13 protein-coding genes and 1 tRNA gene are annotated in these 13,952 nt (G+C 38.4%); 9 read left to right on the top strand and 5 right to left on the bottom strand.

Features of this window, described 5'->3' with window-relative positions:
• Positions 1-397 precede the first annotated feature (397 nt).
• The 4 genes from modB (at position 398) to ABDW33_RS03650 (ending at position 4,280) form a co-directional block, all read left to right on the top strand.
• Positions 398-1,060, top strand: coding sequence for a molybdate ABC transporter permease subunit (gene modB / locus ABDW33_RS03665; protein WP_343688711.1), 663 nt, complete (start codon positions 398-400; stop codon positions 1,058-1,060).
• A gap of 99 nt (positions 1,061-1,159) precedes the next feature.
• Positions 1,160-1,945, top strand: a complete 786-nt coding sequence (locus ABDW33_RS03660; protein ID WP_343688710.1) for an ABC transporter ATP-binding protein — start codon at positions 1,160-1,162, stop codon at positions 1,943-1,945.
• A 1,015-nt stretch (positions 1,946-2,960) separates the two neighbouring features.
• Positions 2,961-3,746 carry a nucleotidyltransferase domain-containing protein gene (locus tag ABDW33_RS03655; RefSeq protein ID WP_343688709.1) on the top strand — a complete coding sequence of 262 codons (786 nt, stop codon included), beginning with the start codon at positions 2,961-2,963 and terminating at the stop codon, positions 3,744-3,746.
• A 461-nt stretch (positions 3,747-4,207) separates the two neighbouring features.
• A tRNA-Asp gene (locus ABDW33_RS03650) sits at positions 4,208-4,280 on the top strand.
• Positions 4,281-4,400: 120 nt separating this feature from the next.
• On the opposite strand, the gene ABDW33_RS03645 is transcribed toward ABDW33_RS03650, so the two are convergent.
• Positions 4,401-5,180: a hypothetical protein gene (locus tag ABDW33_RS03645; protein WP_343688708.1), complete on the bottom strand. Its 780-nt coding sequence runs from the start codon at positions 5,178-5,180 to the stop codon at positions 4,401-4,403.
• A gap of 29 nt (positions 5,181-5,209) precedes the next feature.
• The gene (locus ABDW33_RS03640; RefSeq protein ID WP_343688707.1) at positions 5,210-5,812 is read right to left on the bottom strand and encodes a hypothetical protein; all 603 of its coding nucleotides are present in this window, start codon (positions 5,810-5,812) and stop codon (positions 5,210-5,212) included.
• Positions 5,813-6,069: 257 nt separating this feature from the next.
• Between ABDW33_RS03640 and ABDW33_RS03635 the strand changes: the two genes are divergently transcribed.
• Entirely contained in the window at positions 6,070-6,561 is a 492-nt protein-coding gene (locus ABDW33_RS03635; RefSeq protein WP_343688706.1) for a hypothetical protein, read from the top strand.
• The gene (locus ABDW33_RS03630) at positions 6,548-7,147 is read left to right on the top strand and encodes a hypothetical protein (protein ID WP_343688705.1); all 600 of its coding nucleotides are present in this window, start codon (positions 6,548-6,550) and stop codon (positions 7,145-7,147) included. The genes ABDW33_RS03635 and ABDW33_RS03630 overlap by 14 nt, the downstream gene beginning before the upstream one ends.
• Positions 7,148-7,413: 266 nt before the next feature.
• Here ABDW33_RS03630 and ABDW33_RS03625 read toward each other — a convergent pair whose 3' ends face one another.
• Together ABDW33_RS03625 and ABDW33_RS03620 are read right to left on the bottom strand one after the other, a co-directional pair.
• On the bottom strand, positions 7,414-8,148 hold the full coding sequence (locus ABDW33_RS03625; protein WP_343688704.1) for a DUF3307 domain-containing protein: 735 nt from the start codon (positions 8,146-8,148) through the stop codon (positions 7,414-7,416).
• A 1-nt stretch (position 8,149) separates the two neighbouring features.
• Positions 8,150-8,770, bottom strand: coding sequence for a hypothetical protein (locus ABDW33_RS03620; protein ID WP_343688703.1), 621 nt, complete (start codon positions 8,768-8,770; stop codon positions 8,150-8,152).
• 542 nt (positions 8,771-9,312) lie between these two features.
• Here ABDW33_RS03620 and ABDW33_RS03615 point away from each other — a divergent pair.
• Complete coding sequence (locus ABDW33_RS03615; protein ID WP_343688702.1) at positions 9,313-11,616, top strand: TonB-dependent receptor; 2,304 nt, start codon at positions 9,313-9,315, stop codon at positions 11,614-11,616.
• A 261-nt stretch (positions 11,617-11,877) separates the two neighbouring features.
• On the opposite strand, the gene ABDW33_RS03610 is transcribed toward ABDW33_RS03615, so the two are convergent.
• On the bottom strand, positions 11,878-12,240 hold the full coding sequence (locus ABDW33_RS03610; RefSeq protein ID WP_343688701.1) for a DoxX family protein: 363 nt from the start codon (positions 12,238-12,240) through the stop codon (positions 11,878-11,880).
• Positions 12,241-12,371: 131 nt separating this feature from the next.
• On the opposite strand from ABDW33_RS03610, the gene ABDW33_RS03605 reads away from it, so the two are divergent.
• Positions 12,372-12,737: a helix-turn-helix domain-containing protein gene (locus ABDW33_RS03605; protein ID WP_343688700.1), complete on the top strand. Its 366-nt coding sequence runs from the start codon at positions 12,372-12,374 to the stop codon at positions 12,735-12,737.
• A gap of 613 nt (positions 12,738-13,350) precedes the next feature.
• Entirely contained in the window at positions 13,351-13,905 is a 555-nt protein-coding gene (locus ABDW33_RS03600) for a sigma-70 family RNA polymerase sigma factor (RefSeq protein WP_343688699.1), read from the top strand.
• The last annotated feature ends 47 nt before the right edge of the window (positions 13,906-13,952 follow it).

The raw sequence follows: 13,952 nt of genomic DNA, 5'->3' as shown, positions 1-13,952 counted from the left end.
TATTAACGGAAATGATTTTGCTTTATTGAGTGGGTAGCTTTTTGATGTATTGGGGTGTTCGTTATAATAACGGAAATGGTTTTGCTTTATTGAGTGGGTAGCTTTTTGATGTGTTGGGGAGTTCGTTATAATAACGGAAATGATTTTGCTTTATTGAGTGGGTAGCTTTTTGATGTGTTGGGGAGTTCGTTATAATAATGGAAATGATTTTGCTTTATTGAGTGGGTGTCTTTTATGGTTGATCAGGAGAGTTTTTTGCGATCTTTTACTTTATTCACCGGCAGATTTTGTAGTTGACCAGTCTATTTTTACGTTATAATACAGTGCCTCTTTTTGTTTTATTGACAGAGGAGCTTTTATGTTTTATTAGCAGATAATATTTACGTTTTATTGCACAATGATTGAGACTGCACCCATATTACTGACGTTACAGTTAGCCGTTTTGACCACGGTTATTCTATTTTTCATTGCTATTCCGGTCGCATGGTGGCTTTCGCAAAAACCTTCTGTCTTTAAAACGATCATGGAGGTATTGGTAAGTATGCCGTTGGTATTGCCCCCTTCTGTAATTGGGTTTTATTTATTGATGGCTTTCCGGCCGGAGGCTTTCTTAGCAAAATATATGCATCTCCGGCTGGCGTTTACATTTGAGGGATTGTTAATTGGCTCTTTGCTATATAGTTTGCCGTTTATGGTGCATCCATTGCAGTCGGGGTTAGCATCATTACCGGAGAGTCTGAAGGAGGCGTCTTATTCATTGGGGAAGTCTAAGTGGGTGACGTTGACAAAGGTGTTATTACCTAATATCAAGCCTTCATTGCTGACAGGCATTATCCTGACTTTTGCACATACGGTAGGAGAATTTGGAATTGTCCTGATGGTAGGTGGGAATATTCCCGGGAAGACGAGAACGGCAGCGATAGCTATTTATGATGAGAATGATTTATTTCATTATGATACGGCGAATAAATATGCGTTGGTATTGATTGGGATTTCTTTTATAGTGTTGTTTTCGATGTATTTTATTAACAGGAGGATCAGGCAGTCGAATTACTTCTAACTGAGCTGCCTATTATTTATCGGTTGGCAGATACGTCTTTCGCATGATTGACAGTTAGGGTAAGATGTAATCTATTTCAGTATTAGCATGAATTCTGGTATGGTCAGATTATCATTACAAAAACATTTACATACAGCGGATGGAGAGAGGATGCTTCATTTGGACCTGGCTTTGGAGAAAGGCGGATTTGTAAGTTTATATGGCGCTTCGGGTGCTGGTAAAACAAGTATCCTGCGAATGCTGGCGGGCTTTATGCAACCAGACAGCGGGGTTATCAACGTGAACGGGGTAACCTGGTTTGATAGTAGCCGGAAGATCAATGTAAGTCCGCAGCGAAGAAATGCAGGCATCGTATTCCAGGATTATGCGTTGTTTCCGAATATGAATGTAAGAGAGAATATTGCATTTGCACTGAAGAAGCAGGCATCTGAGGATATTGTAGATGAATTACTGGAAGTCACAGCGCTGAAGAAGCTGGCAGAGAGGAAACCGCAGGGCCTGTCTGGCGGGCAAAAGCAAAGGGTGGCATTGGCGAGGGCCATTGCACAGCAACCGGCGCTATTATTGCTGGATGAACCATTGTCAGCGATTGACAAGGAGTTACGCAGATCCCTGCAGGAGACTTTGCAGGAGGTGCATCAGCGGTATCATCTGACGACTTTGATGGTGAGTCATGATGTGGAGGAGATTGTAAAGTTGTCGGATAAGGTTGTGCATATTGAGAATGGAAAAGGGGTTGAATATGCAGATCCTGCATTATTTTTTGAGTTGCAGCATGGAGATGTGGTGGATGTAAAGGAATTGAATGGGAAGACATATGTGACGGTGGTAGTAGAGAATAATGGATTGACTGTGGGTGATAGAGTAAGGGTCGAAAGAAAGTAATATGTAATAGTTATCTTTTTGTTTGCTGTGTTAATCATATAATCCTTCCCGTTCAGGCGCATCGGTTCATGCAGTTTTAACCCAGTGGTTTCTTGGCTTTCTTCGTTGGTAAAGTCTTTTCCTATTCGCGGCATGAAATAGTATCTAACACGAGAATAGGTGTTCATAAGTCCTCTCCTTTCGCGGTATGAAATAGTATCTAACACGAGAGTAGCTATTCATAAGTCCTCCCCTATTCACGGTATGAAATATTATCTAACACGGGAATAGCTGTTCATAAGTCCTCTCCTATTCGCGGCATGAATAGTATCTAACACAAGAATAGCTGTTCATAAGACCTCTCCTATTCGCGGCATGAAATAGTATCTAACACGAGAATAGCTGTTCATAAGACCTCTCCTATTCGCGGCATGAATAGTATCTAACACGAGAGTAGCTATTCATAAGTCCTCCCTTATTCACGGTATGAAATATTATCTAACACGGGAATAGCTGTTCATAAGTGCTCTCCTATTCGCGGCATGAATAGTATCTGACACTAGAATAGCTGTTCATAAGACCTCTCCTTTCGCGGCATGAAATAGTATCTAACACGAGAGTAGCTATTCATAAGTCCTCCCCTATTCACGGTATGAAATAGTATCTAACACAAGAATAGCTGTTCATAAGTCCTCCCTTATTCGCGGTATGAAATAGTATCTAAAATGAGAATAGCTGTTCATAAGTCCTCCCTTATTCGCGGTATGAAATAGTATCTAACATGAGAATAGCTGTTCATAAGTCCTCCCTTATTCGCTGCATGAAATAGTATCTAACATGAGAATAGCTGTTCATGATGGTAGCGGGTACTTTCAACTTAGGCGGTTTGTTTATCAACAACTGGTGGGTGGTTATCTCTTACATTTACGGGTAGCTGATGCTGTATATAAGCGCAATCAGAACACAACTCGTTATTCCCTATTGTATATTAATGTATAGTGAATAGCGGTTGAATATATGTTTGTATCTTTCTATTATGGAAAAACAAACAATATTTCAACAATTTGCTGACCGGGTAACAGGCATACTATCGGAGGATGATTTTGTGGTGGGATTAGCTGCCGGTGGCTCCTGGATCGGGGGGAAGCTGGATGAGTATTCAGATATTGATTTTGTATTGGTAACGAAGGAGGTGATTGGAAAGAATAAAGAGAAGATGATGGGATATGCCAGGCAATTTGGGCGATTGCTCAATGCGTTTACGGGTGAGCATGTGGGTGAGCCGCGGTTATTGATTTGTTTGTATGATGATCCATTGTTGCATGTGGATATTAAGTTTGTAACAGTGGAGGAGTTTCGGCAACGGGTGGAGGATCCTGTTTTGTTATTAGATAAAGGTGGTGTATTGCAGGAGGTGATTGCAAGTACGACGGCACATTTTCCACAACCGGAATACCAGTGGATAGAGGACCGGTTTTGGATCTGGGTACATTATACCTTGCTGAAGGTAGGGCGGGGAGAATATTTTGAGGTGTTAGAATCATTGGGATATATGCGAAATGTGGTGTTGGGACCATTATTACATATCAGGAACGGGAATGAGCCAAGGAGGATGCGGAAAGTGGAGATGTTGTGTAAAGCGGAGGAGGTAGAGATGTTGAAAGGGACATTGGCGGGGTATGATAAAGATGAATTGTTGGCGGGGTTAAGGCAGGTGGTGAGGATGTACCGGGAGTTGCGGGCGTCGTTGTATCCGGAGGAGGTAGAATTGCATAGGGAGAGTGAGGAGCGGGTAATGAAATATTTTGATTCGATCTCTTAGAAATTGATAATTAAGAACTTCAGAACTTTTTCTGAAGTTTTTTTTGTGCGTGTTTTTACTGCGTAGAAAGACTGCGCAGCACGGTAGTAATTTTGTTATATCAACGGGAGAGGAAGTAAAAGATGGAATCTTCTGGTGATTTAACCCTGAAATCTTAAGTCATCTATTGTTTGTGACCTTAGTTTTGAAGGTTGTAGCGAAGCACTTGTAGCAAAAGGCGCAAGTGGCTGCGACCGGATAGTGTTAGCCCTGAGAGTGTCCATTGTTGATTGGTTAGCCCCAAATGTATTCATTCATTGTGTTAGTTGGCCTTAGAACATCCATTGTTAAATGATTAGCACCCAAAACATCCATTGACATGTTTGTTGACCTTGAAGTGTTCATTGTTAGGCAGTACCCCCAAAACTGCCCATTGTTTTGTTAATTTTCCTCCGGGGAGGTACCGGATAGTATCTCTCAACGGATCGGTAGTTCAGTTGGGAGAACAGTGGATTGTCTATCCATCGGTCACGGGTTCGAGTCCCGTCTGGTCCGCAAGGAAAGTAAGAAGCTCACGCGAGGCGTGGGCTTCTTTAATTTAGTCGAGGAGGTAGTCGAGTTCCGATATATTTGTTAACGTCAAACTATTTTACCTGGTTGACAACATTTTTGAAATTATTCCATTAGAAATATTTTTCTGAGTTTTGTCCAATATCTTTCCCCTGATAATGGATGATTCTCATCTTTCATTTTTTCTCTTTTTTGAGGTCTGTTAAGATGAGAATAATTAAATGGGTGAGCTTCTGCAAGTTCTCTTAATTTAAGAAACAAAAGTCCTGCTGAAAGAACTGAATATTTGCATCCATCATCATGAATATTTAGTGTTTCTATAGCAGGTGCCAAATCAAATTTACACAGTAGTAAATCGTAAAAGTTAGTAAAATCTCTTAATAGATCACTATTATAAATATTTTGCTTTGGTCCGACTATTATTCCAAAAGGTGCCGGTTTGGTGAAATCTGCTGCATTGTAAAAATTAATCCCATTACATGCAGCAAGTGTAATTACTAGAGTATTGTGTAGATGGATATTTATAGGCCTACAATATCTTCCCAATTCTTCCCATGTAACCAATTCTCCACTAGCCAATACCAAGCCATTACCATTTTCACTACCATGCATTTCCAAATGAATTATCCAGTAGTGCTTTTTATTTAAAATAGCATCAATTATTTGATTCAAAACGTCCTTAAATTCTTCCTTGCTATATGGGTTTCTAAAGAAAGAGTTATATCCTAATCTTTCACAATGACGGTCAATTATATCATCGTATAACTCTTTTCCAGTTTGAGTTTCGTAGGAAGGAAGAGACTGAACAACCATAATTCCAGTAAAAGGAATATTGTATTCTATTATATATCCTTCCTCTTCTTCCTTTATTTTATTCAATAACATATACAATAATTTGTCACACTAAGAATCCATTACTCAATAAGATGTTCATTTGGATAAAAACTATCTAACCTACCCGAAGGCTCTATTCGTAAGGAGTAATAATTTCCATTGAAATATAGCGCTTTTTCCCCATAAACTCTAAAGTCCAATCCTTGGGACAACTTTTCTTGGATACGAGGATCAAGTTGCTTTATAGCAATTAATAATAATTTCCTGATGTCCTTTTTATTATAAGAAAACGGTGTTTTCCCTTCAAAGGTGTTACCTAACTGCAATTCAACACAATGTCTCAAATAAATGTGCAAGAAAGTTCTAAAATCCCAGTATACAGGTATACGTGTTTTTACATCATAACTCAATACCTCATCCTCAAATAACAAAACCTGGCTATAAATTTCTCCGAATATATTAGGATAATCTTTTTTGAACTTATCAATGGAATTAATTCCTGTTTTTTTAATCTCTGACTCTACTATTTCAAACCGCCTAATCCTCCTTTCTTTTATTAATTCTCTAAATTCTAAAATTTCATCTTCATCAAGTTGTTCATTTTTTTTGCTTAGCAACCATTTGATAAAATCGGATTTCAGGTCTAATTGTACCATCATCAAAGAAAATTCTTTTCTTAGCAAATGGGTCTCCAATGATTTCAGGAGAGTAATAAAGACTATAGCCGAAATATTCATTCCATTCACTCAATATTAAAGTTCCCCCCTGTCTAATCCTCATATTAAAAGTATAAATAGCCAACTTACATGGATCAACCTGTTCAATATCTAAGCTTAAATTTATAGTACCGGGTATATCCTTTCTACCCTTTTTGGTATATGCATTAGTTAGCTCTGAGGGTAAAAGAATAACTTCGTAAATATCTCCACTTTGAAATCCCGTGTCTAATAACTTTTTTACCTATTCAGAAGCAAGATCGTTTTTTTCATCTACGTCAAATTTAACCAAGTCAGCTCATGAATTATTACATGCTTTTCAATTTGACAAACAACAGCTTTCAATAACACTTGGAACTGGATACGGAAGATTAATTGATATCCAGGACGAAACAGCTGGATATAATAGAGAACGTGCTATCAGACGAATTCGTTCTTATTTTGAAACACCAAATATGTTAGACGAAAAATTTCATCTACCATTGCAAATGAATGATGATGATACTAGAAATTTAGGTGCACAAAAGACTCCTCAATTATATCAAAATCTGCCAGTCGGTCCATTGGATCTAAATTCTCCCGAGGGTAAGCAATTGAGAAATGAAACTATAGAAGCTGGAAAAAATAAAGTACCGGTTAAAGAAATATACCGTGGATGGGAAAAGGACTATGAATCTGGGCAAAAAAAAATAAATACAAATTATGACTATTCTTAAGTTAACATTTGGATGTATTTTATTTTCGTTAAGGCTATATTCTCAGGAACTCAAGTCTACTTACGAATATCGTACATCATATTATCACGAGACACTTAATTTATTTCATGATGGATCTTTTAGATACTTTGTAACTCAAGAGTTATCGCATGAAGAGATTCAAGGTAACTGGCAAATTAGAAATGACAGCATTTTAGTTTTGGATAGTAGCCCACAAAAAAATAAGATGCTGGCTTTTGAAAATCAAAAAAAAGGAGATGAAATAACATTTCGTGTTCAGAACATGAGTAAACAAGATATTCATTTCAATTTGTATTTAATTACAGAAAGTAATGACACCTTATTATTTAGAGACCAATATAAAAAAACTATAACAAACAAAAGATTCTCTTCTTTTTACATTGTTGATGTGAACAGTAATAAATCTCCCACCTATAAAAGAGAAGGTTTACGTTCCAATATTTTTGATATAATGCTAACAACGGAAAGAGTTTTTGATAATGAACATTGGAAATATTGTAACGATTACATTATCCCAATAGGAATAAATGGTGAATACTCTAATTATAAATTGATTAAGCAATAAAGAATAATCAATTAGATTAAAAACAGCTTGAGTTCAGTCTTTGATTGGACTCAAGCTGTTCACATGAGACTGTAAAATATGAACTTACATTTATGTGATTAAACCATAACTCTGCAAAAACTTGGTTGGTCCATAAGAATTGTTTCATAAGTTTCAGCATCGATACAAATCTGGATTCCTGCTTACTATAACCATTTTATTATCCATGTGCAGCATTCTGCAATTTTGACAGGCCTTATTAAATCAATCCTGTTTGTAGGTTTCACTTAAAACAGGGCTAATAATCGGCTGGTTATAATTCCTGTTATAATAGCAATAAAAAAGCTAAGGAATGTTCCGATTACGACATATTCAGTGAGTTTTGTTTCCTTAGGCTCTTTTAAATCACCAAACCTGAATACAGATTTGGCCGCTAGCAAAAAGCCAACTCCTTCCCATTTTCCTAATAGGATGAAAATCAGAATTAATAGTCTTTCAAGAAACCCAATCCATTCGCCAGCATTTTTCAAAGATTCTATTACTTCTGCGGCGGCTGCACTGGAATTGGTACTTGTATCTGGTGTCCATTTAGAGATTACAAATTTGGTGATCAGGGACGCTGGTTTTAATACAAATAAAATGGCGGTGCTAATAATAAGTGTCCTGGGAGTAGCTATAGCAATATAGCTCCACGATACTTTTTCATTATAAGACCATATGCAAAACAAAACGACTAAATGGGCAATTTGATCAATAAAAAACCATGCTCTCTGGGTGGAAGGCTTTTGATATTGCAGCTTTATTACATCGATAAACAAGTGGAACATGCTAATCACTAATGCCACTCTCCACAAACTCAGGTTCCATGTTACTAATATGATCAGTATAAAATGTATAAATACGTGAATATACAAATATGGAGACCGCCATTTCTTTAACTCTTTGTTGGCAATCCATTTGCTATTCTGTAAAAAAAAGTCACCAAGAATATGAGCTAAAAAGAATTGAAGTAACAGGATCATATTAACTGATTTTTTCCATGATACATTGTTCATAAAACGAAACTAAATCCATTATTTCGTCATAATGTGCTCGTTTCTGTGCCTCACTAATTGTAGATTGTGTTCGTTCCATTATATCACCAAGTTCTTTTTGTGATAGTGAACGGTTAGCAATTGCAACAGCTACTATTTGTGCAGTAGCTGGACTCCATTTATCAAGTGCTATTAAAGCCAGGCGAAACATTAAATTTAGTTCTGTATCCAACTGTGGCCAGGGGCTTCTGATTGCAAGGCTTTGTTTTAATTTTTTAAGGTCTTCAAATATTTCCCCCGAATTAATAAATGCTTCTCCATTTGCTTCGGTTATCTTTTGAGCATCATAGCTCTTTTGCCCTATTCCTATTCCCATTCTCACATCCAGTTTTTCTATAGACTTAATACAAGCCTTGATGCGAATGGCGGCTAAAAGACCATATTGCGGTTGCTTTATTTCCAACTGAAAGCTATCTCCTCTATATATCTCCCATGTTTGTGGCGTTTCTCCCCATTCCTTCATAAGAGCTTTTAAAGGGTTTAACCAAATAGTTGGATCAACTTTACGCGAATTGATAATATCTCCTGAAATTATACAAGTCATATTCAAATATCGTCTATTTTGCCGATAATTATAAATATCGGTAATTTAACCGATAATATAATGATTACTATAATATTATCGGTAGTAAAAGTGATAATTGAAATTATCGCCTTTATTACCGATAGATAATCATCTATAGAAATAAGGACTCAAAATAGTTATCCAGTTATCAAACCATTTACTTGAAGTTAAAATCAAAAACAATATTATAACCTGGGTTTTAATAAATTTTGCTAATAAAAGCATGGATTTTAGATAAATCTTCCGTTAACTGGTTCGAACTTCGTCCCCGGTAGCCCGCAAGTATTTTTAAAACCTCGCGCTTAGCGCGGGGTTTTGTTCTTTAGTGGAGGAGGTAGTCGCGAAAAAAAGACAAAGAATGCATATGTGAAAAAAATTTCCGATCCGATCAAATAGTTTCCCAATCCGATTATAATATTTCCTGGGACAGATGCATTTTTGCGGCCTAATTTAAATCTGTAATGGGAAGGCTTCTGAGAAATTCATATTTGGGACTTGCGCTAATTTTATCAATTTTCTTCTTAAATGTGTCTGACATCTATGCCAATGATATAGATGACAAGCCAACAGGGATCTCTGGTATCGTCGTTACCAATAATGGAGAACCTGCTCCAGGAGTAACAGTTATCATCCAGGAATTATCAAAAGGAGCGATCACCAATGAAAAAGGTGCATTTAATTTCAAAAATATTCCTCTGGGTACCTATCACCTGAAAGCATCCTTAATAGGATTGGAACCAGTGGTGGTGGAGGTGAAAGCAGAAGAAGGCAAGGAAAACTATATAAAGATCGTATTGGGTACTTCTTCTCAAAAGCTGGAAGAAGTAGTGGTAAACAGTGGTGGTAACCGTTTTGGAAGGAAGGAAAGCATGGATGTATCCAAAATGCCATTGGCGAACATGGAAAACCCACAGGTATATACTGTAGTTAGCAAGGAGCTGATGAAAGAACAGGTGATCACGGACTATAACAGTGCCTTTAAGAATGTACCAGGTGCTGGTATCGCAGAAATAAGGAACCAGGGAAGGACTACCTTTATTTCAAGGGGCTTTGCCACCCCTCAGCTCGTACGTAATGGTATCAGCAGTTTTACCTATACCACTATTGACCCGGTAAACCTGGAACGTATAGAGGTAATCAAAGGACCATCTGCCACATTGTTTGGTAGTACGGTTTCTTCTTTTGGTGGACTGTTTAACAGGGTTACCAAGAAACCATTTGAAAGTACTATGGGGGAAGTTTCTTACTCGGGTGCCAGCTGGAACCTGAACCGGCTGACGATGGATATCAACACCCCACTCAATAAGGACAAAACCGCTTTATTAAGGGTGAATACCGCTTTACATAGTGAGAATAGTTTCCAGGATGCAGGATTTACCAGAAGCTTCCTGGTAGCGCCCAGCTTCTCATATGCTGTGAGCGACAGGCTGACACTTTCCCTGGATATTGAGTTAGGTTTAAATAAGGCTGTCTCCCCTACCCGTCTGGCACCTTATACCAGCGGAAAGGCGACAGGCATTCTGGACTACCATATTCCTTACAAACTTTCTTTCGCGAACAATACGATCAATTATAACAGCCAACAGTATAACATCTTCGCACAAGCAAAATATATACTTTCAAAAAGCTGGACATCTCAGACAATCGTTTCACGCACGCGCTCTTCTTCTACAGGCTATGTGGTGCAGCTGACAATGACATCAGATACCACCTTGCGCCAGTCAGTAACTAACCAGGATTATCCTTATTATGGAACTGATATCCAGCAAAATTTCATCGGCGATTTTAAGATTGGTGGGTTAAGAAATAGGATCGTCGCTGGCCTGGATTTTTACCGCCTCACCTCAAATCGCAATGATGCGACGGTAAACATGGCTGCAATTAATGTCAGAAAGCCTGGTACTGCTTATAACAACTTTACACTTGAAAAGGTAAAACCTCTCTTTGCCAATGCTACCTATACTAATTATGTAGCTGGTAGAGAAGCAACCTACAGCGCATACGCATCAGATGTACTGAACATTACTGATAGATTATTGGTGATGGCCAGTCTGCGTGTGGACAGGTATGTGAACAAGGGTACTTATTACCCTGCGCAGGATTCTACAGCAGGGAATTATAACCAGACAGCTTTGTCTCCGAAATTCGGTGCTGTATACCAGGTTGTAAAAGATAAAGTGTCCCTCTTTGCTAACTATATGAACGGATTCAACAATGTGTCGGGTTCTGATTTTGAAGGCAAAACCTTTAAGCCAACAGAGGCAAATCAATGGGAAGGTGGTGTGAAATTAGACCTCAACAAGGTAAGTGCTACCTTGAGCTACTACAATATCTCTGTTACAAATGTTACCCGTGATGATCCGGATCATGCCACCTTCTCTATCCAGGATGGTACACAGTTAAGTAAAGGATATGAAATGGAAGTGATCGCAAACCCGATAAAGGGTCTGAATATCATCGCAGGCTATACTTACAATGATAGTAAATATACCAAGGCCAATGCTTCTGTACAGGGACTGCGTCCTACCACTGCCGGCCCTCCTAAAGTAGGGAACCTGTGGATCAGCTATCGCCTGGCAGATGGAGCGGCAAAAGGACTTGGCTTCGGTTTTGGAGGTATTTATGCCAGTGAATATTATCAGACCAATACAACCACTTTTAAATTTAGCATTCCTTCTTATACCGTGTTAGATGCGGCTGTTTTCTACGATAAACCAGCTTATAGAATCGGAGTAAAGGTGGATAACCTTACGAATGAAAAATACTGGTCCTATCGTCTGGCAGCACAAAATCCTACGCGTGTGACTGGTAGTTTGACGATCAAGTTTTAAAAGCAGATATATTAAGCGCTGACCATCATGGTCAGCTTTTTTTTCCACTATTTAAAAGGATAATCATTACCCGGTGTACCGGTCACACCAGAAGCTACCCGAAGCATACCGGGGTTGTCCTTCTTCCATTCCGCATAAGCAGTTTGCAATACTTTGAGCATTTCAATACCTGGCTGAGCACCAGCGATAGTATACTTGCGATCAGGATCTCGCGCTCACCGAATAGATTAGCAAAACAAGGCTGCGATTACTGCAAGCGCTTTATTTGGCATAGTTTATTTTTCTGAAATAATAATAGGATACACATAGTATTGCAAACGGAATCAGCGGAGCCACACCTTTTACAGCACCGTCAGCGAGCCAATGTGCGAGGCTTGCGGAAAGCAATAATATACCGAAAGCGACATAGGCCCATTCTTTAACCATACCGGGTATAGCCGGGATGAGGATGATTACCGCACCAACGATCTTACAGATGTCTAATTCAAGATTGAAATAAGCAGGAAAGCTAAGTCTGTGCATGGTTTCAATCAAGTATGCCCGCGGGGCAAAATAGGATGGAAGCACAATCAAAGCCATTCCAATAACAGTAACTATCCAATAAATTCTTTTTTCTTTCTGCATGATTCAAATATTTACTGCACAAAATTATTTTGTTATAACTTTATAATTGTTATCTATTACCTTTCAGAAACCGGTTTCCTCTATGAAATCAAGTGACCATTACGAAAGCGATTAAAATAATTTTGATTAATATGAATGCAAAAAAAACAGCCTCGCAAGCACCTGATTGTAGAGAGCAATTAATTGCGATAAAGGATACCATGATCTTGCTATCAGGGAAATGGAAAATTCAGATTATTGGATGGCTGCTGCTATATGGTAAGGTGCGTTTTATGGATATGCTGCGTGGGATAGACGGTATTGCTGCTAAAATGCTCTCTAAAGAGTTACAGGAACTCGAACAAAATGAAATAGTGGTCCGAACTGTGATGCCTACCAAGCCGATAACTGTGGAATACGAACTAACGGAACATGGTAAGACTTTAAGCGTAGTAATTGACGCTATTTCTACCTGGGGAGTTACGCATCGAAAATTCCTGTTTAAAAAAGAAAGCTGATTCGTGTAATACGGCAATTCAAGAAGATATTGAGCAACATGTATACCAGCAGCATCAAGTTCTAAAAGTTCAACCAATTCATCATTTTTATCAGCATAAAGAATTAATCCAATGGAGAAAATTCATGGGACTGTTGTTCATATCTTGCCAGCCACCGAAGATATAACTCCATTTGATTTCTATGGCTATGCCCGAACTTGCCTATTTGGATGTATTTAAAGACCAGACGCCTTGGTTTACGATGATAAAATAAAAGATCTATATAATAATCTGTATCCTCAACGGCAACAGCAACTGTTCAATTGCTTCTTCAGCGTTCGAAATGCACTGAGTACATTTTTCCAATACTTTTATATATTTTGGATGACCCAACATAATTTCATGCCTGACCGCTAAAATTGCGGCACCACGCACCTGGAAAGATTAGTTGATATTCCTGCGCCTCTTGGTGGGAGACATTGCTTTATTATAATCTTTAATGCAAAAAAAGATCTTCTCCTCTCCGGCACCGGGCACAGCATAAGTTATTATCAACCCGACTGTTGAACTGTAGACTGACCGCTAGGAATTTCCACATTTATTTATTTAATTGCTTTAGTAAAATCTCCACGTTTTGAATACTATCGCTGCTTTGAAACAAGGTAATCTTTTGGTGTTTAATGAAGTATATTATTCATGGCATAAAAGGATCTACTACTTTGTGCTCCAAAAGACCAGGTCTTCTTTCATTGCAGAGGAGGTAACGCAGCTTACATTTATCAAATGCTGGAATTACCGGGAAAATCTCGCAGATGATCTCAACATAGAGTTACAATTGTTCCGCATTGCCCGCACCACCCTGATCGATCTTCTCCGTAAGGAAACAGTTTACAAAGAAAAGGTCATCCATGTAATAGACAAGTATACGCTGCCTGTAGATGACCTGTGGGGGAAAATAGAGGAGAAAGAATTACAGGTAAAGTTGGCAAATGCCTTGAAAAAAATGCCTCCGATGCGTCGCAAGGTATTCGAAATGAGTCGTTTTAAGGGCATGAGTTATCAACAGATTGCACAAGAACTTTCCTTATCATCCAGAACGGTAGAAACACATATTTTCCAGGCTATCAAACAGATAAGACATTACCTTGGGCCCATGCTCTCTCTCCTGGCCTGGCTTAGCAGGTTTTAAAATATTTTAAATTACACTACGTAGTTGGCGTTTCACAAACGTATTAC

It is taken from the genome of Chitinophaga sp., from assembly GCF_039596155.1.
Taxonomy (GTDB): domain Bacteria; phylum Bacteroidota; class Bacteroidia; order Chitinophagales; family Chitinophagaceae; genus Chitinophaga.
Note: the sequence above shows the minus strand (reverse complement) of the source record. Positions and strands in the feature narration are given on the sequence as shown.